The 25140-nt window shown below is 72.6% G+C and carries 18 protein-coding genes and 1 tRNA gene; 8 read left to right on the forward strand and 11 right to left on the reverse strand.

The genetic code is table 11. The features are described from left to right. Nucleotides 1-119 precede the first annotated feature (119 nt). Both N8J89_RS35800 and N8J89_RS35805 read left to right on the forward strand, forming a co-directional pair. Complete coding sequence (locus N8J89_RS35800; protein ID WP_283661366.1) at nucleotides 120-2372, forward strand: catalase; 2253 nt, start codon at nucleotides 120-122, stop codon at nucleotides 2370-2372. An 11-nt stretch (nucleotides 2373-2383) separates the two neighbouring features. Then, complete coding sequence (locus tag N8J89_RS35805; protein ID WP_283661367.1) at nucleotides 2384-2809, forward strand: ankyrin repeat domain-containing protein; 426 nt, start codon at nucleotides 2384-2386, stop codon at nucleotides 2807-2809. 471 nt (nucleotides 2810-3280) lie between these two features. Here the strand turns inward: N8J89_RS35805 and N8J89_RS35810 are convergent. Continuing rightward, a tRNA-Ala gene (locus tag N8J89_RS35810) sits at nucleotides 3281-3353 on the reverse strand. A 123-nt stretch (nucleotides 3354-3476) separates the two neighbouring features. Here N8J89_RS35810 and N8J89_RS35815 point away from each other — a divergent pair. Continuing rightward, the gene (locus N8J89_RS35815) at nucleotides 3477-4808 is read left to right on the forward strand and encodes a phenylacetate--CoA ligase family protein (protein ID WP_283661368.1); all 1332 of its coding nucleotides are present in this window, start codon (nucleotides 3477-3479) and stop codon (nucleotides 4806-4808) included. 3 nt (nucleotides 4809-4811) lie between these two features. Here the strand turns inward: N8J89_RS35815 and N8J89_RS35820 are convergent, their stop codons facing one another. Then, nucleotides 4812-5612: a DsbA family protein gene (locus N8J89_RS35820; RefSeq protein ID WP_283661369.1), complete on the reverse strand. Its 801-nt coding sequence runs from the start codon at nucleotides 5610-5612 to the stop codon at nucleotides 4812-4814. Nucleotides 5613-5739: 127 nt separating this feature from the next. Here N8J89_RS35820 and N8J89_RS35825 point away from each other — a divergent pair, with 127 nt between their 5' ends. Next, a complete protein-coding gene (locus tag N8J89_RS35825) occupies nucleotides 5740-6462 on the forward strand; it encodes a VIT1/CCC1 transporter family protein (RefSeq protein WP_283661370.1) in 723 nt (240 codons plus the stop codon). Between the two features lie 256 nt (nucleotides 6463-6718). Here N8J89_RS35825 and N8J89_RS35830 read toward each other — a convergent pair whose 3' ends face one another. Together N8J89_RS35830 and N8J89_RS35835 are read right to left on the reverse strand one after the other, a co-directional pair. Beyond that, nucleotides 6719-8047: an MFS transporter gene (locus N8J89_RS35830; protein WP_283661371.1), complete on the reverse strand. Its 1329-nt coding sequence runs from the start codon at nucleotides 8045-8047 to the stop codon at nucleotides 6719-6721. Between the two features lie 102 nt (nucleotides 8048-8149). Then, entirely contained in the window at nucleotides 8150-9280 is a 1131-nt protein-coding gene (locus N8J89_RS35835) for a glycosyltransferase family 2 protein (protein WP_283661372.1), read from the reverse strand. 33 nt (nucleotides 9281-9313) lie between these two features. Between N8J89_RS35835 and hrpB the strand changes: the two genes are divergently transcribed. Continuing rightward, nucleotides 9314-11707, forward strand: a complete 2394-nt coding sequence (hrpB, locus tag N8J89_RS35840; RefSeq protein ID WP_283661373.1) for an ATP-dependent helicase HrpB — start codon at nucleotides 9314-9316, stop codon at nucleotides 11705-11707. Here the strand turns inward: hrpB and N8J89_RS35845 are convergent. Next, entirely contained in the window at nucleotides 11697-14201 is a 2505-nt protein-coding gene (locus N8J89_RS35845) for a LuxR C-terminal-related transcriptional regulator (protein ID WP_283661374.1), read from the reverse strand. The genes hrpB and N8J89_RS35845 overlap by 11 nt on opposite strands. 149 nt (nucleotides 14202-14350) lie before the next feature. Between N8J89_RS35845 and N8J89_RS35850 the strand changes: the two genes are divergently transcribed. Further along, nucleotides 14351-15283, forward strand: coding sequence for a hypothetical protein (locus N8J89_RS35850; RefSeq protein ID WP_283661375.1), 933 nt, complete (start codon nucleotides 14351-14353; stop codon nucleotides 15281-15283). A 7-nt stretch (nucleotides 15284-15290) separates the two neighbouring features. On the opposite strand, the gene N8J89_RS35855 is transcribed toward N8J89_RS35850, so the two are convergent. Further along, a complete protein-coding gene (locus tag N8J89_RS35855) occupies nucleotides 15291-18176 on the reverse strand; it encodes a LuxR family transcriptional regulator (protein WP_283661376.1) in 2886 nt (961 codons plus the stop codon). Nucleotides 18177-18418: 242 nt separating this feature from the next. On the opposite strand from N8J89_RS35855, the gene N8J89_RS35860 reads away from it, so the two are divergent. Next, nucleotides 18419-18934, forward strand: coding sequence for a hypothetical protein (locus N8J89_RS35860; RefSeq protein ID WP_283661377.1), 516 nt, complete (start codon nucleotides 18419-18421; stop codon nucleotides 18932-18934). A 1-nt stretch (nucleotide 18935) separates the two neighbouring features. Here the strand turns inward: N8J89_RS35860 and N8J89_RS35865 are convergent, their stop codons facing one another. Genes N8J89_RS35865 through N8J89_RS35885 form a run of 5 tightly spaced genes read right to left on the reverse strand, consistent with a single transcriptional unit; the run spans nucleotide 18936 to nucleotide 23755 of the window. After that, nucleotides 18936-20117 carry an NAD(P)/FAD-dependent oxidoreductase gene (locus tag N8J89_RS35865; RefSeq protein ID WP_283661378.1) on the reverse strand — a complete coding sequence of 394 codons (1182 nt, stop codon included), beginning with the start codon at nucleotides 20115-20117 and terminating at the stop codon, nucleotides 18936-18938. A 5-nt stretch (nucleotides 20118-20122) separates the two neighbouring features. Then, entirely contained in the window at nucleotides 20123-20317 is a 195-nt protein-coding gene (locus N8J89_RS35870; protein ID WP_283661379.1) for a ferredoxin, read from the reverse strand. 14 nt (nucleotides 20318-20331) lie between these two features. Beyond that, nucleotides 20332-21534: a cytochrome P450 gene (locus N8J89_RS35875; protein WP_283661380.1), complete on the reverse strand. Its 1203-nt coding sequence runs from the start codon at nucleotides 21532-21534 to the stop codon at nucleotides 20332-20334. A 54-nt stretch (nucleotides 21535-21588) separates the two neighbouring features. Beyond that, entirely contained in the window at nucleotides 21589-23037 is a 1449-nt protein-coding gene (locus tag N8J89_RS35880) for a sensor histidine kinase (RefSeq protein ID WP_283661381.1), read from the reverse strand. A 4-nt stretch (nucleotides 23038-23041) separates the two neighbouring features. Next, nucleotides 23042-23755 (reverse strand): response regulator transcription factor, encoded by a 714-nt coding sequence (locus tag N8J89_RS35885; RefSeq protein ID WP_502868515.1) that lies wholly within the window; start codon nucleotides 23753-23755, stop codon nucleotides 23042-23044. A 159-nt stretch (nucleotides 23756-23914) separates the two neighbouring features. On the opposite strand from N8J89_RS35885, the gene N8J89_RS35890 reads away from it, so the two are divergent. Continuing rightward, nucleotides 23915-25069: an SMP-30/gluconolactonase/LRE family protein gene (locus tag N8J89_RS35890; RefSeq protein WP_283661382.1), complete on the forward strand. Its 1155-nt coding sequence runs from the start codon at nucleotides 23915-23917 to the stop codon at nucleotides 25067-25069. Nucleotides 25070-25140: the final 71 nt, after the last annotated feature.

Genomic DNA, 25140 nt, shown 5'->3' on the forward strand with positions numbered 1-25140 from the left:
GCCGATCGATGAGGGCTCCGCTGGACCTCGTCTACGCCTCAGCCAATCGGTTCAACGGTGCTTAGACGGTGAAAGCACGGGTATCGCCTTGAGGACGTCCCCGCACCGAGGAGGAAGCAGTGGCTGCGCACAAGCCAGGCAAGCTCGTGAAAGCAGCGCTGAAGAAGGCGGTGGAGAAGGTCGTCGAACTGGAGAACCCGCCGATCCCCGGCGCCCCCAGCAGCGCACCCCCGTCGCTCGACGAGCCGACCGCCCCGCGCGGGCCGTTGCCGCCGAAGGCGGATCAGACCAGCCCCGAGACGGTGTCCCCGACGGGGGCGCCCACCGGTGCCCCGAAGATCGCCAACGGGCAGCAGGGCGAGTTCCTCACGACGTCGGCTGGCGCGAGGTTGTACGACACCGACCACTCGCTCAAGGCAGGCGAGCGCGGGCCGACGTTGCTGCAGGACCACCACCTGCGCGAGAAGATCATGCACTTCGACCACGAGCGCATTCCGGAGCGTGTCGTGCACGCCCGTGGCTACGGAGCGCATGGCGTGTTCGTGGGCTACGGCACGGCCGCGAACGTCTGCAAGGCCGGCTTCCTGGGCGATGGCGTCCAGACGCAGGTGTTCGTACGGTTCTCCACCGTCCTGGGCTCGCGAGGATCGGCGGACACCGTCCGCGACACGCGTGGGTTCTCGACGAAGTTCTACACCGAGGAAGGCAACTTCGACCTGGTCGGCAACAACATCCCGGTGTTCTTCATCCAGGACGGCATCAAGTTCCCGGACATCATCCACGCGGCCAAGCCGCATCCGGACCGGGAGATCCCGCAGGCACAGAGCGCGCACGACACGTTCTGGGACTTCGTCTCGACGCACACCGAGGCCACCCACCACGTCATGTGGAACATGTCCGACCGCGGGGTCCCCCGTTCCTACCGCATGATGGAGGGCTTCGGCGTTCACACGTTCCGCCTCGTCAACGCCGCTGGCGAAACGGCGCTCGCGAAGTTCCACTGGAAGCCGAAGCTCGGCGTGCACTCCCTGGTCTGGGAGGAGGCACAGATGCTCAGCGGCGTCGACCCCGACTTCCACCGCCGCGACCTCGCCGACGCCATCGAGTCCGGCGCGTACCCGCAGTGGGAACTCGGCCTGCAGATCATGCCCGACACGCCGAAGCAGACGTTCGAGAACATCGACTTGCTGGACCCGACCAAGATCGTGCCGGAGGAGCTCGCGCCGGTGCAGCCGGTCGGCATCCTCACGCTCAACCGCAACACGACCAACTTCTTCGCCGAGACCGAGCAGGTCGCGTTTCACCTCGGCAACCTGGTGCCGGGCATCGACGTGACCGACGACCCGCTGTTCCAGGCCCGGCTGTTCTCCTATTTGGACACTCAGCTGTCCAGGCTGGGCGGGCCGAACTTCAACCAGATCCCGATCAACCGCCCGCACGCTCCGGTCAACGACATGCTGCGGGACGGGTTCCACCAGCACGCGGTGCACGCCGGGGTCGCCCCCTACCGGCCCAACACCCTCGACGGCGGCAACCCGTTCGAGGCGGGTGCCGATGACCGGCCGTTCGTCGAGGTGGCGCAGCCGTTGCCCAGGTCTACGAAGACCCGGCAGTCACCCACCTCCTTCGCCGACCACTACACGCAGCCGAGGCTGTTCTGGCTGAGCCTCTCCCCGGTCGAGAAGGAGCACGTCGTGCGCGCCTTCACCTTCGAGCTCGGCAAGTGCTATGAGCAGACCATCAAGGAACGCCAGCTGCTCGTGCTGGCCAACGTCGACCCGACGCTGTGCGCCGAGGTGGCCAGGGGGCTCGGCATGCCGGCGCCGACCGCCACCGTGCGACCCAAGAAGGTCGAGCCGAGTCCGGTCCTGTCCCAGATCGGGCGGACATGGCCAACCGACGGTCGCGTCATCGGGATCGTGGTCGATCCGGCCCAGCTTGACGGCGTGCGGATCGTCCGCGAGACCGTGCTGGCCAGCGGGATGGTACCCCTGCTGATCGCCCCGACCGGCGGGCCGCTCGACGCCGACAGCGGTCTGGTCGCCCAGCGCACCTTGCACACCGCGCGGTCGGTCGAGTTCGACGCCCTGCTGCTCGCGGGCAGCCCACCCGCCGGAGCGGACGCGCCGGGAGGCCCCATCGAACCGGCTGACACGATCGACCCGCGCGTCATCCGCATGGTTCAGGAGTGCTACCGCCACGCCAAGGCGATCGGTGCGTGGGGCTCCGGCCGTCTCGCCGTCGAGGCCGCCGGGTACGCCACCCAGCCGGGCATCGTGATCGACGACGACCCGGCGGACGTTCTCAAGGCGTTGACCGTGCTGCTCGGAGCACACCGGGTGTGGGAACGCTTCCCCACGACGATCGCATGAGGAGTCCGGTCGTGACCAACGTACTGACCGACGAGGAACTCGCGTTCCTCAACTCGATGTTCGACCTGGCACGGGCCGGCGAGACGGCCCGGCTGGCGGAGGCGATCGACGCGGGGATACCGGTGAACCTCACCAACAGCGCGGGTGACTCCCTGCTGATCCTCGCCAGCTACCGCGACCACCCGGACACCGTCCGGATGTTGCTGGAGCGAGGCGCGGACACCGGGCGCGTCAACGACCGGGGACAGACCGCGCTCGGTGCGGCGGTCTTCCGCCGTTCCGAGCGCACCGCCGGTCTGTTGCTCGACGCGGGCGCGGATCCCGCGCTCGGGCCGAGGTCGGCGCTCGATGTGGCCAGGCACTTCGACCTGCCCGAGATGCTGGCGCTGCTGGGCACCCGCTCCGCACCGGTGGGAACGGGCGGACGGACCGCGTAGACGTGGTCGCTCCGCTGCGGCGGACATGCCATCACCGCGCGGCACACAACGACATGCCGATCTTGAAGCGACCTACAAGATCAGCTCCGGCCGAGCAGGGAACACACCGGTGTGGTGATGCCCCTACCAGGGATAGTCACCACACCTCTTTCCCAGCACTACCCCAGCCGTCGGCCCCGGCCTGTCACCGCCTGAACAGCCACTGCCCGGTTCGAATCGGGACTAATCCCGCCGCCCATACCAATCCGATGCCACACAGCAACCCCAGAAGGCCATACGACAGCCCCGGGCATCGGCATGCCGGTTTGGAGCGGGCTGCTCCAGATCTGCTCCAGAAAATTCCCGACATTCGGCAACAGGCTCACGACAGCCAGCCGACCAAGGTCACCTGATGATCGTCCTGAAATGCCAGAAGCCCCGGGACACGTTGTGGACCGTGTCACCAGGGCTTCTGGGGCTATCTCAACCGAGTGGAGCTGAGGGGATTCGAACCCCTGACCCCCACACTGCCAGTGTGGTGCGCTACCAACTGCGCTACAGCCCCGTCTCCGGTGCGCTGACCTGGAGTTTTTGTCTCCCGTTCAGTGCCTGCATACCGTACCTCATCTCCCCTCATGAACAAAAATCGGGGGTTGGCCAACGGTGTTTGGGCTGGTAGATCCCTCGTATGCGCACTCTGAACCCGGTACTGACCGAACCCGACGCCGAGGGGGTCTCGCCGGAGCGGCGGGCCGTGCTCCAGGAGCAGCGGTTGCGGGGGTTGGTGGGGCGGGTGTTGCGCGGCGGGGGTGTGCTGGCCGGGCGGTTGCGCGAGTGCGGGGTGCGGAGTGGGCGGGATGTGTCGCTGGCGGAGCTGCACCTGTTGCCCACGTTGAGCAAGCGGGATCTGTGGGATCACTACCCGTTCGGGTTGCGGGTGGTGGATGAGCGGGAAGTTGTGTGCGTGCACGGGTCTTCCGGGACCGGTGGGCGGCCGACGCTGATCCCCTACACCGCGCACGACGTGGACGTGTGGGCGCGGGTGATGGCGCGGGCGCTGGGCGGGGCGGGGGTCACCGGGCGGAGCCTGATCCACAACGCCTACGGGTACGGGCTGTTCACCGGTGGGCTCGGGGTGCACCACGGGGGGATGCGGCTGGGAGCCACCGTGTTGCCGCTCTCCGGTGGGATGACCGAGCGGCAGGTGCGGTTGCTGGTGGACCTGCGCGCGGATGTGTTGTGCTGCACGCCTTCCTACGCCATCCACCTCGGCGAGGCGTTGCGGGCGGCCGGGATCTCGCCGCGGCAGCTGGGGCTGCGGGTCGGGGTGTTCGGGGCGGAGCCGTGGACGGCGGAGATGCGCGGGCAGATCGAGGGGCTGCTGGGGTTGCGGGCGCTGGACATCTACGGGCTCTCGGAGATCATCGGGCCGGGGGTGGCCTGTGAGTCGCTGGACTCCGAGGGCATGCTCAACGTGGCCGAGGACCACTTCTACGTCGAGGCCGTGGACGCCGACGGCAGGCCGGTGCCTGATGGCACGCCGGGCGAGCTGGTGTTCACCACGCTGACCAAGACCGGGATGCCGCTGATCCGCTACCGCAGCGGGGACGTGGCCACGCTGGCCGGACCGGTGCCGGGCTCGGCGCGCACGTTGCGGCGGATGAGCAAGCTGCTGGGGCGGGTGGACGACATGCTGGTGGTGCGCGGGGTCAACGTGTTCCCCACCGAGATCGAGGCGGTGCTGCTGGCGGACAACCGGGTCAGCCCGCACTACCTGGTGGTGGAGGACCGGCGGGTGGCGGCGCGGCCGGAGCTGCGGATCGCGGTGGAGCCGTTCGCGGACTCGGTGGACGCCGGGGCGCTCGGGCGGGAGCTGACCGCGGCGTTGCGCGAGCGGCTGGGCATCGGGTGCGCGGTGCTGGTGGTCGAGCCGGGGGTGGTGCCGCGCACGGAGACGGGAAAGGCGCGTCGCCTGGTGCGGTGGAGCACCGGGGACGCGCCTCTGCCGGGAATCGGGTGAGGCTCAGCCGGCCTGCTGCTTGATGATGTCGTCCAGCCAGGTGGCGGACTGGCGGTAGTCGACGACCTTGTTGCCGGCCACCACGGCCGGGGTGCCGTTGAAGCCGCCTGCCTCCTTGAAGCCGGGGTCGTTGTCGACGTTGGCGAAGGCGTCCTGCAGCGGCTTGTTATAGGTGCCGTTGCGGATGTCGTTGGCGAAGTTCTCGCCGGTGACGCCGACGTCCTTGCCCAGCTGGATCAGCTGGTCCTTGGTGTAGCCGGCGCCGTTCTCCTTGGGCTGCTTGGCGTACAGGCTGGCGAAGAAGTCCGGGAACTTGCTCGGGTCCGCCTCGGCGATGGCCATCGCGGCGTTGGCCGAGTCCAGCGAGTAGCCCTCCGGCTTGGACAGCTTCACCAGCATCGGCAGCATGTGGTAGCGGACCTTGAGCTCGCCCGCGTTCAGCTTGTCCTGGATCTGCTTGCCGAAGTTCTCCTCGAACCCGCCGCAGCCGGGGCAGAGGAAGTCCGCGTACAGGTCCACGGTGGCCTTCGCGGAGTCCTTGCCCGCCACGATCACCGCGTTGTCCCGCTTCACCGGGTAGGTCGGGTTGACCTTGACGGCGGGGATCGCGGTGGAGGTGGTGGCGCTGTCGGTCTTCGCGGTGAAGTAGATGCCACCGAAGACCGCGGCCGCGATGACCACGACGGCGGCCACGCCGACCCACATCTTGGTGCGGTCTGCCTTGCCGCGGGCGGCCGCCATCGCCTTGGCCGCCGCGGCGGCATCCTGCTTGCGCTTGCGCGCGTTGCGCTCGGCACCGCCCACGTTTCTGGTCCTTTCCAGCGACGAACCGGCCACCGTCCGGCGGCCTCCGCGGCAGCCTAATCGGCGGCGGATGAGAACGCCGTGAGTCGAATGCCGATTTTCGCACGGCCGGGCTACGGTGAATTTCATGACCGCACCGGAAAGCAGTGGCGCCGGGGAAGTAGGGCACGTGCACTCCGATGTCTCCGGTGGCTGGCTGCGGCCGGCCGTCTTCGGCGCGATGGACGGCCTGGTGACCAACATCGCGCTGGTCGCGGGCGTGGGCGGCGGCGGAGCGGGCGCCGGGGTGATCCTGCTCTCCGGGATGGCCGGGCTGGTCTCCGGGGCCTTCTCCATGGCGCTGGGCGAGTACGCCTCGGTGGAGACGCAGAACAACCAGGTGCGGGCCGAGGTGGCGGTGGAGCGGGCCGAGCTGCGCGCGCACCCCAAGGCAGAGCAGCAGGAGCTGGTCGAGTCCTACCTGGCGATGGGCCTGACCGAGGACACCGCCCGCCGGGTGGCCGCCGAGGTGCACCGGGACCCGGAGCTGGCGGTGCGGGTGCACATCACCCAGGAGCTGGGCGTGGACCCGACGGAACAGCCCTCGCCCTGGCTGGCCGGGATCTCCTCGTTCTTCTGCTTCGCCGTCGGCGCGCTGTTCCCGCTGCTGCCCTACCTGCTGGGCTTCGACTCTCTGCTGGCCGGCCTGCTGGTCGGCGGGGTCGGCCTGGTCATCGCGGGCGCGGTCGTGGCAAGGTTCACCACCCGGCCGTGGTGGCTCAACGGGCTGCGGCAGCTGATGTTCGGCGCGATCGCGGCCGGCGCCACCTACCTCGTCGGTTCACTCATCGGGGTGAGCGTGGGGGGCTGAACGGAGTTCCCTTGAATTACCGTCGGAACTTTCCCGGATGAACGCCACGGGTATGCGGGGATACCGCCGGATGACCCTGAACTGGCCGTTTTCCGCCCGGACCCGGATTTCACCCAAACTGTTTATCAACAGCGTGTAGCTCCAGACCCGTCAGTCGGACGGAGTACCCATTCCCTAGACCGGGTGACGGCCTGCACACTCCTGGCACACGTGGGGGGCCGGTTGCGAGGGCGCCGGTCCCCCACGTTCCCAGCTTCTAGACCTCGGGCTGACGCGGTTTTCCGGCCACCCGCTCGCCCAGTGGCAGCTCCGGCCCCTCGTCCAGGCAGCCGCACTCCGCGGCCAGCGCCGTGCCCCGATGGGTCTCCTGCGCCGGTTCCGCCTTGCTGGGCAGGGTCTCCGGCGCGGCCAGCCAGACCAGCGCGGCGAGCAGGCTGAGCAACCCGGTGACCGCGAACGCGGCCTGGAAGGAGATCGTCTCGGCGATCGCCCCGGCGGCCAGCGGGCCGATGATCGCGCCGATGTCGGCGGTCATCTGGAACCCGGCCAGCACCGGACCGCCGCGGCCCCGGTTGCCGATCACGTCGGCCACCGCGGCGCTCTGCGGCGGGTTGAGCAGGCCCGCGCCCAGCCCGGCCACGAACGAGGAGGCCAGGAACATCGGCACCGAAGTGGTGAAGCCCAGCCACACCGTGCCGATCGCGGTGATGACCAGCCCGATCAGCACCAGCGGCTTGCGGCCCTGCCGGTCGGCCAGCCAGCCGGAGAGCAGCAGCATGGCCGCGTTGCCCACCGCGAACACGGTCATCGCCCAGCCGGCCATGCTCGGCTCGCTGAGCAGCACCGCGGAGACGAACAGCGGGATCAGCGAGACCCGGACGCCGAAGACCGCCCAGCCGTTGGCGAAGCTGGAGGCCAGCGCGGCCACGTAGGCACGGTGCCGCAGCGCCTCGCGCACGGTCAGCACCGGGCCGTCGTCGTCCTTCACCGGCGCGGCCAGGGTGGAGCGGCGCAGGAACAGCCAGGCCACGAAGGCGGCCAGCACCAGCGCGGCGGCGTAGCCGAGGAACGGGGCCTTCAGCGAGACCGAGACCAGCAGGCCGCCGAAGATCGGCCCGATCACGTTGCCCAGCAGGAAGCCGGTGCCCCACAGCCCGGAGGCGCGGCCGCGCAGGTTCGGCGGGCTGAGCCGGATCAGCAGGGCCACCGCGGAGACGGTGAACATGGTCGAGCCGGTGCCGCCGAGCGCGCGGAAGAGCAGCAGCTGCCAGTAGGAGTCGGCGAAGGCGCAGGCGCCGGTGGACAGCGCCACGATCAGGATGCCGATCAGGTAGATCGGGCGTTCGCCGAACCTGGTCACCAGCCGGCCGCTGACCGGCGCGAAGGCCAGTCGCATGAAGGCGAAGGCGCTGATCACGATGGAGGCCGCGGTGACGCCGACGTCGAAGCTGGCCGCGTAGCTGGGCAGCGCGGGGGCCAGGATGCCGAAGCCGACCGCGATCACGAAGCTGGCCACCACCAGCACCCAGACCTCGGCCGGCAACCGCTGTGCGTTCTGGTCCTGGGACTGCTCGGCCGAACGCACGCTGCCTCCATGATCTTCGTTAGCGACACTAAGTAGGCGCAACGAGGATAAGCGATCTAGGCAAGGCGATATTCCGTTGTCACGCAACGAGTTCGGTTGATCTCAGTGGGTGACGGAGCGGCCACGCCAGCTCGCGGTGCCGCGCAGCACCTGGGCCGTCCCGGCAGCCAGCACGCTGCCCAGCGCGGTCCAGGACAGCGGCGCGAGCAGCGCGGTCGCCCTGGGCTGGCCGAAGAACCGGGTGAACAGCAGCTGCGCGTAGGCCTGCGCGGCCCAGCCGACCAGCCCGGCCACCGCGATCTTCGGGTCGCGACGGGCCAGCCCGGCGACCGTGGCGACCACCGGCGTGAGGCCGAACAGCGGGCACACCACGGCGCCCGCGACCAGCAGGGCCAGGTTGCCCTCGCTGCCGACCACGAAGCTCTTGCGCAGCGACCGCCACAGCTGGCCGAACCCGTCGTGGCCCTGGGCGCTCAGCTCGTCGGTGGCGTCCACGATGAGCACCCGGCCGCCGGTGTCCCTGACCCTGGTGGCCAGGTCGACGTCGTCGGTGGTGGACCCGGCCAGCGCGGCCCAGCCGCCGATGCGCCGGTACGCGCTGCGGCGCAGCAGCAGGCACTGGCCGATGGCGAGCACCCGCCTGCGGTTCCCGTTGGGCGGCACCACCTCGAACATCGCCACGATCGCCGAGGGCAGCAGCAGGCTGGCGCCCGCGCTGGGGCGCATCGCACCGGGGCTGGACACCAGGTCCGCGCCGGATGCCTCGGCGGCGGCCAGCAGGCGGCCGATGAGTCCGGGTCCCGCCACGCCGTCGGCGTCCATGAACAGCAGCCACTCCGCGGACTCGCCCGCGGCGCGCGCCCCGGCCGCCATCGCGGCGACCTTGCCGGACCAGCCGGGCGGCGGCCCCTCGCCGCGGACCAGGGTGACCCGCTCGTCCTGAGCGGCCTGGGCGGCGACCAGCTCCGCGGTGCGGTCGGCCGAGGCGTCGTCGACCACCACGATCCGCAGGTTCGGGTGCCGCTGGGCCCGCAGGGCGGCCACCCCTCGGCCGATGGTCGACTCCTCGTCCCTGGCCGGGATGACCACGACGACCTCGGCCGGGCCCGCCGACGGCTCGGCCGGGAGCGGGTCCACCCTGCGCATCACCCGCGCGGAGTTGACCATCCGGCCCACCGCCGCGACCGCGACCGTGATCGCCAGTCCGGTCCCGATCCGCCCCAGTGCGCTCATGGGATCGAGTCTGCCAGGGCAGACTGTGTCGTTGTGGAGCTGCCCGACCTGCCGGTTCGCCCGGCGCTGCCCGAGATCGTCCGCACGCTGACCGCGCACGGCGCGGCGGTGCTGGTCGCGCCGCCCGGCACCGGGAAGACCACGTTGGTGCCGCTGGCGCTGGCCGAGGGCGGGGCACGGGTGGTGGTGGCCGAGCCGAGGCGGCTGGCCGCGCGGGCGGCCGCGGCGCGGATGGCGCAGCTGCTGGGTGAGCCGGTCGGGGAGACCGTGGGGTACGCGGTGCGCGGGGACCGCAAGCGCTCGGCGCGCACCCGGATCGAGGTGGTGACCTCGGGGTTGCTGGTGCGGCGGTTGCAGAACGACCCTGAACTGTCCACTGTGGACATCGTGGTGCTGGACGAGTGCCACGAGCGGCACCTGGACGCGGACCTGCTGCTGGCGCTGCTGCTGGACGCGCGGGCGGGGCTGCGCGAGGACCTGCGGCTGCTGGCCACCTCGGCCACGGTGGCCGCCGAACGGGTGGCCACGCTGCTCGGTGACGCGCCGGTGCTGCGGGTGCAGGCGCGCACTTTCCCGACCGAGACTCGTTACCTGCCGCCGGTGCGCGGGCAGCGGGCCGAACAGGCCGTGGCGCGGGCGGTGCGGGTGGCGCTGGCCGAGGGTGACGGGGACGTGCTGGCCTTCCTGCCGGGGGTGGGCGAGATCAACCGGGTGGCCTCGGCGCTTGCCGGGCTGGACGCGGATGTGCTGCCGCTGCACGGCAGACTGCCCTCGGCGGCGCAGGACGCGGCGCTGCGGCCGGGACCGCGGCGGCGGGTGGTGCTGGCCACCGCGGTGGCCGAGTCCAGCCTGACCGTGCCGGGGGTGCGCGCGGTGGTGGACGCCGGGCTGGCCCGGGTGTCCACTGTGGACCATCGCAGGGGCATGTCGGGGCTGGTGACCACCAGGGTGTCCGCGGCGGTGGCCGAGCAGCGGGCCGGGCGGGCCGGGCGGGAGGCGCCGGGGCGGGTGTACCGCTGCTGGCCGGAGCACGAGCAGGCCACCCTGCCGCGCTATCCCGAACCGGAGATCCGGCTGGCCGACCTGACCAGGCTGGCCCTGGAGCTGGCCTGCTGGGGCACGCCGGACGGGTCCGCGCTGTCCTGGTGGGATCCGCCGCCTGCCGGGGCGCTGACCGCCGGGCGCACCGTGCTGCACGCCCTCGGCGCGCTGGACGCCGAGGGCGCGGTCACCCCGCGCGGGCGGGAGCTGGCCGAGCTGGGCACCCATCCGCGCTTCGCCAGGGCGCTGGTGGACGGCGCGCGGCGGGTCGGCTCGCGGCGGGCGGCCGAGGTGGTCGCGGTGCTGGATGACGACACGCTGGCCGCCTCGGCCGATCTGGGCATCTCGTTGCGGCGCCTGCGAGACGAGCGCGGACCGGCGCAGAGCCGGTGGCGGCGGGAGGCGGACCGGCTGGCCCGCTCGCTGCCGGACTCACCGGGCGGCCGGGACGATCCGGCGCTGATCGCCGCGCTGGCCTACCCGGAACGGTTGGCGCGCAAGCGGTCCGGGCAGACCGGGGTGTACCTGATGGCCGGTGGCACCGCGGTCGAGCTGCGCGGCGCGGCCGACGGGCTGGGCGAGGCGGAGTGGCTGGCGGTGGCGGTGGCCGACCGGGAGCCGGGCCGCACGCACGGGCGGATCCGGCTGGCCGCGGTCGCGGACGAGGCGCTGGCCCGCCGGGCCGGGGCGAACCTTCTGTCCACTGTGGACAAGATCGGCTGGGCGGACGGCGACGTGGTGGCCAGGCGGGTGGAGCGGCTGGGCGCGATCACCTTGTCGGACAAGCCGTTGCGCGATCCGGACCGGGAGTCGGTGCGGGCCGCGCTGATCGACGGGTTGCGCAAGGAGGGGCTTGAGCTGCTGCGCTGGACGCCCGACTCGCGCGGGCTGCGGCAGCGGCTGGCCTTCCTGCACCGGGTCTTCGGCGAGCCGTGGCCGCCGATGGACGAGGAGAACCTGCTGGCGGGCCTGGAAACCTGGCTCGGGCCGGAGCTGGCCACCGCGCGGCGGCGGGCCGACCTGGCCAAGGTGGACGCGGGCCAGGCGCTGCGCAGGCTGCTGCCCTGGCCGGTGGCCGGCCAGCTGGACGAGCTGGCCCCGGAGCGGATCGCGCTGCCCTCGGGCAACCGGGCCCGGCTGGACTACGGCGAGGAGACCCCGGTGCTGCCGGTGAAGGTGCAGCAGGCCTTCGGCTGGACCAGCACGCCGCGGATCGCCGACGGCCGGGTGCCGGTGCTGCTGCACCTGCTCTCCCCGGCCGGTCGCCCGTCCGCGGTCACCAGCGACCTGGAGTCCTTCTGGCGCAACGGTTATCCGCAGGTCCGCGCCGAACTGCGCGGGCGGTACCCCAAGCACAAGTGGCCGGAGGACCCGGTCAGCCCCTGAGCAGGTGGGCGGCCAGCGCGGTGCGCGAGGACAGGCCGGTCTTGGCCAGGATGTTGGACACGTGCGTGGTCACCGTGCGCTCGCTCAGCGCCAGCCGCGCCGCGATCACCCGGTTCGGGCAGCCCTCGCTGACCAGCTGGGCCACCTCCCGTTCCCGCGCGGTCAGCTGACCGGGCGCCACCCGGCCGGCCGCCCTGGACACCCGCCTGCCCAGCCCGCGCTGCACCCGCACCGCCGTCTCCAGCGCCCGGCTCGCCCCGCACTCGGCGAACAGCGCGCAGGCGGTGTCCAGCTCGGCCAGCGCCTCCGCGCGCTGCCCGAGCCCGGCCAGCGCCGTGCCTGCCACCAGGTGCGCCCGGCCCAGGCTCGGCCGCAGCGGCGTCTGGGCGAAGCACCCGGCCGCCGCCCCGGCCAGCCGGGCCGCTGCCGGCCACTCGCCACCGGCCGCCAGCAGCCGCGCCTCGGCCAGCTCCGCGTAGGCCACCGCGACCGGTTCGCGGGCCAGCGCCCGGCAGCGGCGCACCCAGTCCGCGGCCTCCGCCAGCGCGCCCCGGCGCACCGCGCTCTCGGCGAGCTGCTCCAGGTGGAACGGTGGCAGCCGGTCGCGCACCTCGTCCAGGAAGTCAGCAGGCACCGGCAGGTCCAGCGCGCGGCGCGCCTCGGCCAGCTGCCAGCGCACCTGCGCCCACCACGGGTGGTCGCCGGCCGGGGCCAGCTCGACGGCCCGCTCGGCGAACTCCAGCGCGGCCGCCGGATCGCCGCGTTCGCCGGCCAGGTGGCCGCGCAGCACCATGGCGTAGGCCAGCACCGGCGGCCTGCCCAGGTGTTCGGCGAGCTCGTCCACCTCGTCCAGGTTCGCCACCGCCTCGGTCCAGGCGCCGGTGAGCACCTGGGCGAAGGCCTCGCGCAGGTGGCTGCGCAGCAACACCAGGCGCTGCCCGGTGGCCCTGGCCACCTCCCGTATCCGCACGCTCTGCCGCCGGGCCTCGGCGTAGCGGGTCAGGTGCAGGGTGATCCCGGCGCACTGCTCCACCACCGGCAGCCACTCGGCCAGCTCCGCGGTGGTCGCCTCGTCCACCAGCGCGACCACCCGGTCGCCTGCCCGCCGCGCCGCCTCGGGCGCACCCTCGGTCCAGTGGTCGTAGGCCAGCAGCGCGTGGCAGGCCGCGTGGATCACCGCGGCGCCCTTCGGCAGCGGGGCGCCGATCACCTGCCCGGCCAGCCGGACGGCCTCCCGCCGGTCGCCGGTGTTGTGCATGGCGTAGGCCAGTTCGCAGCGCACCGCGGCCAGGTCGACCGGGTCGCCGTCCGGCCAGCTGGCCAGCGCCCTGCGCAACAGCGCCCGCGCGGTCAGGTTGCGGCCGAACATCCGCTCCACCGCCGAGTACCGCACCAGGGTCCGGGCCGCGGTGTGGTCGGCCGCGCCCACCACCTCCTGGAACAGCGCCATGCCCGCCTCGGCCTGACCGGCCGCGATGAGCACGTCGGCCAGTTCCAGCCGCCCGTCCAGCTCCGGGCACAGCCGCTGCGCGGTGGCCAGCCAGCGGGCCGCGGTCGCCGGTTCCCGCAGCCGCACCTCGCGCGCGGCCCGCACCAGCACCTCGGCCGAGGCCCGGTCCCCCGGCCGCGCGGAGAACTCCAGGTGCCGGGCCCGGTCCGGGGCGGCGGCGCGCTGGGCGAGCAGCACCCCGGCGATCCGGCAGTGCGCCGCCAGCCGCCAGCTGTGCGGGGCGGCGCGGTAGACGATGCGCCGCACCACCGGGTGCCGGAACTCCAGCAGCGGCCCGTCCTCGTTGGCCCGCAACAGGTCCGCGGCCAGCGCGTCGTCCAGTCCCTGCCGCACCAGCGCCTCCGCGAGGCCGCTGGCCGGGGCCACCAGGTCGGCGGTGATCCGCTCGCCGACCACCGCGGCCGCGCGCAGCACCAGCGCGCCGGTCTCACCGAGTTCGTCCACTTCGGACAGCAATGCGGCCACCGTGCCCGCCGGCGGCTCAGCAGCCAAGGCCAAGAGGTGGCAAGGGTTCCCGCCGCTGGCCGCGTGCAGCTCGGCCATCCGGCGCGCGCCGATCGCCAGGCCGAGCAGCTCCGCGCCGTCCCGCTGGGACAACGGCCCCAGCTCGATCCGCGGCCCGTTCGCCCGGTCCAGCACCGCGCGCACGGCCGGGGCCAGCTGCCGCGGGCGGTAGCAGGCCACGATGGTCAGCCAGGCCCGGTCCGGGCAGCGCACCAGCCTGCCGAGCAGCGCGAGCGTCTCCGCATCGGCCCGGTGCAGGTCGTCCAGCAGCACCACCGGACGCCGGTCCGCGGCCAGCGCCTCCCGCAGCGAGTTGCCGCACCGGACATCCGGCCGCACGGCCCGCGCCCGGTCGACCAGCGCGGTCTTGCCGATCCCCGGATCCCCGGTGACCTGCGCGATCCGCAGCACCCGATCCCTTGGTGCGTCGAGGAATGCCACCAGCTCGGCCAGCTCGCCGCGGCGTCCTACCCAAGACATGACTCCCCCTCGGCTCCACCGTAGCGAGTGGACACACCGGGGCCGCGAGTCCTTTCGGGCAGACCTATGGCCATACGCAGTTCCTACGAGGTGGTGCCCGGGTGCACCGGATTGTCTTGCCCGGCACCATCCCGAGGAAGGACGTCCCCTTGCGAAAGTCGAACAGAGTCCTGCTGACCGCGCTGGCCGCGGTCAGCCTGCTGGCCGCTGGTGGCCAGCTCACCGCCACCGCCGGCGGCACCACCGATCCCAACACGGGCTACCCGATCAACTCCTACACCGACGCCACCGGCCGGATCCGCGTGACCGTGTACAGCCGGACGAGCGAAGTCGGCCACGTCATCCGCGACCACAAGGTGACCCCGCAAGACGTGGACGAGGTCGCCGTCGGCGGCGGTGCGACGGCCTCGAACCAGGGCTACGGCTCCCTGCTCACCGCCTCACAGCTGTTCGGCAACTTCGCCGGCTGGCAGGCGAGCTCCAAGGACCACCTCCAGGGCAGCCCGCACCGGCTGACCACCTACGTGATCGGGATGAAGATCGCGGGTATGTCCGCCGCCGAGCTGCGCGGCAACCTCAAGCTGCAAGAGGACCCCAGCGGCGTGATGTCGCACCCGGAGGCGGAGGCCCCCAGCCCGGGGACGGAGAGCTGGGTGCTGCTCGGCGGCGGCTTCCGGGCGGACTACCACGGCGCGGGCAACATGGCGACCGCCTCGTTCCCGGCCACCAACCACTCCTGGAAGTCCCGCTCGAAGGACCACATCGCCAGCGACCCGGCCAACCTCTACTCCTGGGGCGTCTACCTCAGGAAGCACCTGCGGGTCGGGCAGGTGCTGCAGGACATCCCGCGGCCCACCGGGTCCGCCTTCACCGGGCAGCCCAGTGCGACCGCCAACGTGCCGGACGGCTACGTGATGACCGGCGGCGGCGCCGAGGTCAAGTGGCAGGGCGAGGGCAACCTGCTGTGGCAGCTGGAGCCCACCGCCAACGGCTCGCGCGGCTTCCGGTCCAGCGCCAAGGACCACCTGCACAACTCCGCGGCCACCCTGGAGGCCTACGTGGTGGGCATCCGGATGGCCTGATCCCCGCTCACTCCTCGTTGGCGGCGCGCAGCACCTGCGCCGCCAACGCGGTGCGCGAGGGCAGCCCGGTCTTGGCCAGGATGTTGGACACGTGCGTGGTCACCGTGCGCTCGCTGAGCACCAGGCGTTCCGCGATGGCCTTGTTGGACAGGCCCTGGCTGACCAGCTCGGCGATCTCGGTCTCCCGCACGGTCAGCTCGCCTGGCGAGACCCTCGGCGCGGACTTGGCCACCCGGCGGCCCTGTTTGCGTTGCAGCTTCACGGCTTGCTCGACCCAGCGGTGCGCGCCGCACCCGGTGAACAGCACGATCGCCCGGTCCAGCTCGGCCAGCGCCTGGGCCCGCTCACCCAGCTCGGCCAGCGCGGAGCCCAGGGTGAGCTGGGCCTTGCCCACGTTGAGCGGCATGCCGTCCGCGGCGAAGGCGGCCATGGCCGCGCGGGCGAGCCCGGCGGCCGCGGCGGCGTCCTTGCGGCCCAGCGACAACAGGGCCTCGGACAGCTTGGCGTGGCCGATGGAGCCGCGGACCAGCTCGTGCGCCAGCATCCGGCAGTGCGCCAGCGCCTGCTCGGCGTAGTCGAACTCGCCGAGGGCCACCGCGTGCGCGATCAGCTGCTCCAGCTGGAAGCTCGGCAGCTCCCACACCCGCCGCGACGGGTGGTCGTAACCCAGCTCGGGGAAGTCCGCGACCAGGTCCACCGGCCGGCCCGCCACCCGGCGGGCCTCGGCCAGCTGGAACACCGCGGGGCCGATGGAGCGCAGCTCGTGCTTGCGGGCGATCTCCACCACGTCCTCGGCCAGCCGCACCGCCCGGTCCAGGTCACCGCGGTCCACCGCCACCTCGCTGGTCAGCAGCAGGCTCAGCGCCAGCTCCAGCGGCTGGTCGACCAGGGTGGCCACCTCGATGGCCTCCTCGGCGAACTGCTCGGCCTCGGCCAGCTCGCCCAGCATGTACAGCGCGGTGGCCGCGCGCAGCTGGCTGCGCAGCACCGCCAGGTGGTGCCCGGTGCCCGCCACCGCGAGCACCCGCTTGGCCAGGCGCAGCGAGTCCTGGTAGCGGCCGAGGAACAGCCCGGCCCAGTGGCTGTGCTCCACCGCGAGCAGGTGCTCGGACAGCTCGTCGTCGGTCAGCTGGTCGAACCCGGCGGTGGCCTCGTCCAGCAGGCCGGCCGCCGCCGGGATGTCCCTGGCCCGGAACCGGTTGTAGGCCAGCAGTCCGCTTGCGCTGGCCCGCAGGCCGCGCACCTGCGGCACCGGGGGTGTGCGGGTGACCGCGAGGGCGTGCTGCTCGGCCACCTCCTGGTTGCCCAGCGCGTGCTCGACGTAGGCCAGCTCGTGGTGCAGGGTGGCCGCGGTGACCGGGTCGGACTCGTCGATGGTGGCCAGTTCGGCGCGCAGCACCGGCGCGAGCGCCTGGAAGCGGCCCAGCCAGCGCTCCACCGTGGACCACAGCACCACCGCCCTGGTGTGCGCGGACGAGCCGCCCGGCGGGCGGCCGCGGATGAGGCGGCGCAACACTTCCACGCCCTCCTCGGTGCGCCCGGCCGCGGTGAGCGTGCAGGCCAGCTCCAGTTGCAGGGCGAGCCGGTCCGCCACGGCCGAGGCGGGCACCAGGCCCAGCGCGGCGGCCAGCCAGCGGGCCGCGGTGGCCGGGGCCCGGAAGCGGACCCGGTTGGCCGCATCCACCAGCACCCGCACCGCGGCGGTGTCGCCGGGCCGGGCGGTCAGCTCCAGGTGCCGGGCCAGGTCCTCGGGCACCGCGCCGCGCCGGGCCAGCACCTCGGCCAGCCTGCGGTGCGCGCCGTCCCGCCAGCTCAGCGGGGCCGCGTCGTAGACCAGGTGGCGCAGCAGCGGGTGCCGGAACTCCACCGCGCGGGTGCCGGTGCCGCCGCGGAAGATGTCCGCGGCCAGCGTCTCGTCCAGCGCGGCCCGCACCTGGACCACCGGCAGCACCGCGGTGACCGCGACCAGCTCGGCGTCCACCGGCTCGCCGGCGACCGCGGCGGCCCGCACCACCAGCCGGGTCACCGGGGTCAGTCTGTCCACTTCGGACAGCAGCGCGGCGCGCACGTGCGCGGGCAGCTCCTCGGTCAGCTCGGCGGGATTGTGCTGCCAGACCGCGGGATCGGCCGAGGCGGCCAGCGCCTGGAGGTAGAACGGGTTGCCGCGGCTGGCCCGGTGCAGCCCGGCCGCCCTGGCCCGGCCAGTGCCCGGCCCGAGCAGCTCGGCGGTGGCCTCCTCGCTCAGCGGACCGAGCTCCAGCCGGTGCCCGCGGCCGTCGCTCATCGCGCGGGCCAGCACGGTGTGCCCGGCCACCGACAGCTGCCGGGGCCGGTGCGCGACCACGAAGGTCAGCCTGCCCCGGCCCGGCCTGCGCACCAGGTGGTCCAGCAGCTCCAGCGAGGCCACGTCGGCCCAGTGCAGGTCGTCCAGCACGACCACCAGCCCGGCCCGGCCGACCACCGCCTCCAGCGCGGCGCGCACCGCGCGGTGCAGCACGTGCCGCTCCGCGCCGAGGTGGTCGCCGACCTCCTCGGCCGCCACGCCGAAGGCCGGGAACACCGCGGCGCAGCGGGCCACCGCGACCGCGCCCAGCCGCTCGTACCAGGCGGGTCCGAGCGCGGCGAAGTGGTCGTCCAGCGCGTCGGCGAAGACCCCGAACGGCCGGTCGGTCTCGAACTCGCTGGCCCGGCCCACCAGCACTTCCTGGCCCTTGTCCCGGGCGGCCGCGGCCAGCTCGGCGAGCAGCCTGCTCTTGCCGATGCCGGGCTCCCCCGCGATCTGCACGAACCGGAAACCCGGCGCGGGCGGACCGTCCACAATGGACACCAACTCGGCCAGCTCCGCGGCACGACCGACGAACCGCGTCCTGCCCGGCTGCGAACGGACCCGCACAGCTTCCCCCCGGCGCTCACGACCCGGTGACCCCAAGGAAGCACCGTACTGGTGCGGCCGTACCAGTCACCACTGGCTCAGGTTCCTCTATCCCAGTGTGCCCATTCGGGCGTACCCCGGGGAAACCGATGGGGCCGGACCGGGTCCCGCGGCGACGGGTACGTACTTCTGCCGAAGCACCCGGAACGCGACCAGGGATTCGCTGTACGGGCAAGCCGCACACCGAGCAAGGGGGAAACACCATGCGAGTCCTGCCCAAGCTGACCGCGCTGACCGCCGTCGCCGCCGCACTGGTCGTGGCGCCGGCCGCGATGGCCACGCCGACGCCGGTCCCGGCCAGGTCGATCACCCTGGACGCGGCCTCCTTCAGCGGTCAGCTGCCCGCGCCGGGCGCCACCCTGACCAGGGCCACCGTCTTCTTCCACACCAACGACGAGGACAAGGACCACGACACCCACATCACGGTGACCACCTTCGACCGCAACGGCACCACCGCGGCCAGGGTGGCCAACGCCTTCGGCGACTTCGACGACCACAGCGACAACGGCCCGTTCGGCATGTACATCCACAACCCGAGCCGCTGGGAGCTGTTGCAGGGCGGCAACCTGCACCTGCGCATCGACCCCAACGGCAACGACACCTGGCGGTTCAACTTCCGGGTGGACCTGCAGTTCTCCGACGGCAGCCAGCTCTCCTCCTGGGGCGACCGGCTCCAGCTGAGCCAGAGCGACCGCGCCCGCAACTTCCCGATCTCCTGAGTCAGGCGGGCCGCATGCCGTCCAGCACCTGCTGGCGGTAGGGCCGCATCGCCCGCGCGCTGTTCCAGCCGACCGCGCCGGTCACCCGACCGGCGCGGCGGTACAGCGCGACGAACTTGCGCGACTCGAGATCACCCTCGACCACCTCGACCTCGTCCTGCGCGCCCGGCAGGCCGAAGCCCTGGATCTTCAGGTCGTACTGGTCGGTCCAGAAGTACGGCAGCGGCTGGTAGGGCTCGGCGCCGTCGTTGCCGACGAGCAGGTTCTTCGCCACCGCGAGGGCCTGCTCGGTGGCGTTGGTGCGGTGCTCCAGCCGGACCTGCTCGCCAAGGCCCAGGTGCAGCCAGCTGGCCACATCGCCCGCGGCGTACACCCCCGGCGCGGCCTGGCAGGTGGCGTCGCACTCCACACCGGCGGTCCCCGCGGCCAGTCCGCTGCCCTGCAACCAGCCCACCGCGGGGGTGGCGCCGATGCCCAGCACCACCACGTCGGCGGGCAGCTCGGTGCCGTCCTCGAGCAGCACCGCGGTGACCCGGCCCAGCGAACCGGCCAGGCTGGCCACCCCGACCCCGGTGCGCACCGGCACCCCGTGGTCGGCGTGCACCTGGGTGATCATGCCGCCGATCCTGGTGCCCAGCACCCGTTCCATCGGCGCGGCCAGCGGTTCCACGATGGTCACCTCGGCGCCGAGCTTGCGCGCGGTGGCGGCCACCTCGCAGCCGATCAGCCCGGCGCCGACCACGACCACCCTGGGCCCGGCCAGCAGTTCGGCCCGCAGCGCCAGGGCGTCGTCCAGGGTGCGCAGCACGTGCACCCCGGCCAGCTCCTGCGCGCCGGGCAGCGAGCGGGCGGTGACGCCGGTGGCGATCACCAGCCCGTCGTAGCCCAGCCCGCCGCCGTCGGCCAGCTCGACCCGCCGCTGCGCGAGGTCCAGGCCGGTGGCGGCGTTGCCCAGCACCAGTTCCACGTCCAGGCCGTCGAGGTGGTCCTCCCCCCGCAGCCGGGCGCGCTCCGGCGCCCAGTCCCCGGCGAGGACCTGCTTGGACAGCGGTGGCCGGTCGTACGGCAGGTGCGGCTCCGCGCCGACCAGCGTGACCTTGCCCTCGAACCCGCCCCTGCGCAGGGCCTCCACCGTGGTCAACCCAGCGGCCGAGGCACCGACCACGACGACCTGACGCAACACCGTGTCTACTCCACTACTGAGATCGCGGCCGCGGGACAGCGGCTGACCGCATCATCCACCAGCGGGCGCTGGGATTCACCGGGAGCCGGGTCCAGCAGCAGCACGATGCCGTCCTCCTCCCGCTGGTCGAACACCTCCGGCGCGGCCAGCGCGCAGTTCCCCGCGCCGCAGCAGCGGTCCTCATCGATCAGCACCTTCATCGCCGGAACCCTCCTCACCAGCGCACGGGCAGCTCGTGCACGCCGTAGATGGCCATGTCGGTGCGGAAGGGCACCTCCGAGATCGGGACGGCCAGCCGCAGGGTGGGGAACCGGGTGAACAGCGTGCTGAACACCACCCGCAGCTCCATCCTGGCCAGCTGCTGGCCGAGGCACTGGTGCGGGCCGAAGCCGAAGGACAGGTGCGCCACCGGCTGCCGGGTGATGTCCAGCCGGTCGGCCTCATCCAGCAGCGCGGGGTCGAAGTTGGCCGCGGACACGCTCAGCGCGACCAGCTCGCCCTTCTTGATCAGCTGCCCACCGATCTCCACGTCCTCCAGCGCGGTCCGCTGCAGGGCCAGGTGGATGATGGTCAGGTAGCGCAGCAGCTCCTCCACCGCCTTGTCCGCCAGCTCGGGCTGCTCGCGCAGCAGGGCCAGCTGGTCCGGGTTCTCCAGCAGCACCGCGGTGCTCAGCCCGATCATGTTCGCGGTGGTCTCGTGCCCGGCGACCAGCAGCAGGAAGGCGAAGCTGACCAGCACCTCGTCGTCGAGCAGCTCGTCACCGGCGTCGGCGCGGGCGATCAGGTCGGAGAGCAGGTCCTCGCCGGGGTCCAGCCGCTTGGTCTTGACCAGCACGCCCAAGTAGCGGTCGAACTCGTCCACCGCGGCCTGCCGCCGCTCGAAGGTGATGTCCAGCCGCAGCAGGTCCGCGGTGACCGTCTGGAAGTGCTCGCGGTCGGCGTAGGGCACGCCGAGCAGCTCGCAGATCACCAGCGAGGGCACCGGCAGCGCCAGCGCCTCCACCAGGTCGACCACGCCGCCCTTGGCCGCCATCGCGTCCAGGTGCTCGTCCACGATCTGCTGGATCCTCGGCCGCAGGTGCTGCATCCGGCGGACGGTGAACTCCCTGGTCAGCAGCTTGCGGTAGGCCGGGTGCTCCGGCGCGTCCATGCTCAGCAGCATGCCCCGGCGCGGCGGCGGGGTTTCCTGCTTCTGCGACGAGAAGACGAACCTGCGGTTGCGGACGGTGAAGCGCGGATCGGTGAGCACCGCCCGGATGTCGGCGTGCCTGGTCACCATCCAGCCGGTGTCACCGCTGGGGAAGGACACTCGGCTGATCGGCTGCTCGCCGTCGCGCACCTCGCCGATCTCCTGGGGCGGGTGGAACGGACACTGCCGCTGGGTGGGGAACGCCGGGGCGGACATGGTCTCGGTCATCGCGGGAGCCCTCCTCGTGGGAACGACTCCAGGTCACCAGTGCCACCTGCCGGTTCACCGAATGTCACCTGACAGTTTGCTGACGTCGTGCTCCCCGCGCGGGATGACCACGGTGAACGCCGCGCCCTGCCCCGGCTGCGAGTCCACCCAGACCGACCCGCCGTGCGCCTCGCTGATCGCCCGCACGATGCTCAGCCCCAGCCCGGCCCCACCCCTGCCGCGCGAGGAGTCGCCCCGGTAGAACCGCTCGAACACCCGCCCCAGTTGGTCGGGGGACAGCCCAGGTCCCTCGTCGGCGACCACCACGCCGACGCCCTTGGCCCCGACCGCGCGCACCGAGACGTGCACCGGCGACCCGGCCGGGGTGTGCTGCAGGGCGTTGCCGAGCAGGTTGCGCAGCACCTGGCGCAACCGGTTGGCGTCCCCGCGCACCACCGCGTCGATCGTGCTGACCACCAGGTTGATCTCGCGTTCCGGGTCCACCACCCGCGCGTCGGCCACCGCGTCCGCGGCCAGCGCGGCCAGGTCCACCGGCTCGGCCAGCAGCGGGCGGCCCTGGTCCAGGCGGGCCAACAGCAGCAGCTCCTCCACCAGCGAGTGCATCCGGGTGGCCTCGTCCTCGATCCGGGTCATGGCCAGCTCCACCACCTGCGGATCGTCCACGCCCTGGAGGTAGAGGTCGGCCCAGCCGCGGATGGTGGTCAGCGGGGTGCGCAGCTCGTGCGAGGCGTCCGCGACGAAGCTGCGCAGTCGTTCCTCGGAGCGCTGCCGGGCGTCGAAGGCCAGGTTGACCGCGTGCGCGAGCTGGTCCACCTCGGTGTTGCCGCCGGTCACCCCGATCCGCCTGGTGTGATCGCCCGCGGCGATGGCGGTGGCGTTGGCGGCCATGTCCCGCAACGGTTTCAGCCCGACCCACAGCACGCACAGGGACAGCAGCGCGATACCGCCGACGGTGACCAGGGTGGCGATGATGCCGTACCCGGCCAGCCCGGCCAGCGTCTCGTGGTCCGGGCGCAGCGAGGTGGCGGCCACGATGGTGTGCGCCGAGCGGCCGTCCGGCGTGCTCAGCGGTTGGCTCAGCCCGATGACCAGCGCGCGGTACTCCAGCTCGGGATCACCCTTGCTGCGCACGGTCCGCGGCTCACCGCCGGGGCTGCGGCGCTGCTCGTCGGTGAGCTCCGGTGGCGCCTCCTCCCGGCCGCCCGGCCGCGCCACCGGCACCTGCTCGATCACCTGGCCGTTGCCGTCGACCAGGGCGAAGTAGCTGCCACTGGGGCTGAGCGCGCGCATCGCCTCGATGGCCTCGGCGGTCAGCTCCCGGTGGTCGGAGTTGACCTGCTTGACCCGCACCTCCACCACCCGCAGCGACTGGTCCACCCGGACCTGGAGGTAGTGCTGGAGCCCGAGGTAGGCGGCCGCGTCCACCACCACCACACCGGCGCTGGCCAGCAGGATGGTGCCGGCCAGCAACCGCCCGCGCAGCGAGGCGAACCGCCAGCCCACCGCGTCAGCCCTTGGCCGGGCGCAGCGTGTAGCCGAAGCCGCGAACGGTGTTGATCAGCGGCGGCCCCTCGGCGTCCACCTTCTGCCGCAACCGCGAGATGAACTTCTCCACCACGGCCGCGTCCCCGCCGAAGTCGTACTGCCACACGTGGTCCAGGATCTGCGCCTTGGACACCACCCGTCCGGCGTTGACCAGCAGGTAGCGCAACAGCTTGTACTCCGTCGGCGAGAGCTCCAGCGGCCGCCCGGCCCGGTGCACCTCGTGCGCCTGTTCGTCCAGCACCAGGTCCCCGCACCGCAACGCCGAGGACTCCTCCTGCCCGCCCCTGGTCCGCCGCAGCACGGCCTGCACCCTGGCCAGCACCTCGGCCACGCTGAAGGGCTTGGTCACGTAGTCGTCGCCGCCGAGGGTGAGGCCACGGACCTTGTCCTCGGTGGAGTCCCGCGCGGTCAGGAACACCACCGGCAGCCGCGGCCGGTCCAGCCGCAGCCGCCGGCACAGCTCGAACCCGTCGGTGTCGGGCAGCATGATGTCCAGGATCAGCAGTTCGGGATTGCCGCTCTCCGCCGCCCGCACGGCCTCGGCCCCACTGCCCGCGGTGAGCACCTCGTACCCGGCCAGCCGCAGCGTGGTGGCGAGCAGCTCGGTGATGTAGGGCTCGTCGTCCACCACGAGCACCTTGGTGCCCGCGGTCGCGGCCATCGCGTCCAAGCGCATCTCCCCGCCACCGCTTCCCGTCGTCGGCACCTGCCAAGGCTGCCACGACAACCCATCACCCTGACGCCCGACAGACCGTAGCCTGACCGTTTCCTGACGACCCGGTACTGCACTTCCGGCCCTGGCATGGTCTGGACCAGTCAGGACAGGATGCGACCCATGAGACGGACAGCCACCCTCACCCTGGCCGCCGCGGCCCTGCTCGCGGCCAGCACCACCCCGGCACCCGCCGCCACCGGCACCGCCGCGGCCGCCCACGCCACCGCACTCACCTCAACCGCCCGCCCCACCGCAACCGCCGACGCCACCGCACCCACCGCAACCGTCCAAACCGCCGCACCCGCAGCCCACACCGCCATCCCGCCCGCCGCCTACACCCCGTCCGCCACCGCCACCGCCACCGCCGCCGCTGCCTCCATCCAGCCCGCCGCCTCCCCCTCTCTCGCCGCCGCCCCCTCCTCCCTCGTCACCTGGCCCGTCGGCCCCCGCCCGGAAAGCGCTGTCCAAGCCTGGCGCGCCACCACCTACATCTCCATCCAGGGCACCCCGACCCCCGGCGCCAACGACGGCGAGATCCGCACCCTCGACCCCGCCACCGGCAAGGTCAGCACCTTCGCCACCGGCCTGGACAACCCCCGCGGCCTGGCCTTCACCGGAAAGTTCCTGGCCGCCACCGACTTCACCCGGGTGTGGCTGATCGACCACACCGGAGCCAAGCGCGTGCTGGCCGAGGCCGCCGCCTTCCCGCACCCGGTCGCCGCGCTCAACGACGCGGTCGCCGAACCCGGCGGCCAGGCCGTCTACGTCACCGAGATGGGCGCCAGGGAGAAGATGCGCGACCCGAACGGCGCGCTCTGGCCGACCGACAGCCCGCAGGCCCTGGACATCCCGGCCCGCGCCCGGATCTACCGGATCTCCTTGTCCGGCAAGGTGACCGAGGTCTCCGCGCCGTCCCGCCGCACCCTGATCCACAACGGCATCACGGTGGGCAACCGGCCGGGCACCCTGCTCGCCGCCGAGTTCTTCTACGGCAACCTGGTCGAGATCAACCAGCGCACCGGCCGCCAGACCGTCCTGGCCACCGGCTTCCGCGCCGCCGACGGCGTCGAGCAGGCGAAGGACGGCACCATCTACGTCTCCAGCTACGACCAGGGCGCGATCTGGCGGATGGACCGCGACGGCGAGAACCCCGAGCTCCTGCTCTCCGGCCTGGGCAGCGGCGGCACCGCGGACTTCCTGCTGGACGAGCACAACCGCCGCCTACTGGTCCCGGACACCACCCGCGGCACCGTGACTGTCCTATCACTCAGCTGAACACGTTCTACTCCGCGCCGGAGAACTTCCTTCTTTTGGCAGAACATGACCCACCACAGAAACTATAACCT

Origin of the sequence: Crossiella sp. CA-258035 (assembly GCF_030064675.1) — a bacterium.
Taxonomy (GTDB): Bacteria; Actinomycetota; Actinomycetes; order Mycobacteriales; family Pseudonocardiaceae; genus Crossiella.

Coding starts and splice junctions, on each gene's coding strand:
- N8J89_RS35885 (WP_502868515.1), bottom strand. CDS start 23,755: ATGCGCTTGGACGCGATGGCCGCGACCGCGGGCACCAAGGTGCTCGTG.
- N8J89_RS35835 (WP_283661372.1), bottom strand. CDS start 9,280: ATGAGCGCACTGGGGCGGATCGGGACCGGACTGGCGATCACGGTCGCG.
- N8J89_RS35860 (WP_283661377.1), top strand. CDS start 18,419: ATGCGAGTCCTGCCCAAGCTGACCGCGCTGACCGCCGTCGCCGCCGCA.
- N8J89_RS35815 (WP_283661368.1), top strand. CDS start 3,477: ATGCGCACTCTGAACCCGGTACTGACCGAACCCGACGCCGAGGGGGTC.
- N8J89_RS35845 (WP_283661374.1), bottom strand. CDS start 14,201: ATGTCTTGGGTAGGACGCCGCGGCGAGCTGGCCGAGCTGGTGGCATTC.
- N8J89_RS35890 (WP_283661382.1), top strand. CDS start 23,915: ATGAGACGGACAGCCACCCTCACCCTGGCCGCCGCGGCCCTGCTCGCG.
- N8J89_RS35870 (WP_283661379.1), bottom strand. CDS start 20,317: ATGAAGGTGCTGATCGATGAGGACCGCTGCTGCGGCGCGGGGAACTGC.
- N8J89_RS35825 (WP_283661370.1), top strand. CDS start 5,740: ATGACCGCACCGGAAAGCAGTGGCGCCGGGGAAGTAGGGCACGTGCAC.
- N8J89_RS35875 (WP_283661380.1), bottom strand. CDS start 21,534: ATGACCGAGACCATGTCCGCCCCGGCGTTCCCCACCCAGCGGCAGTGT.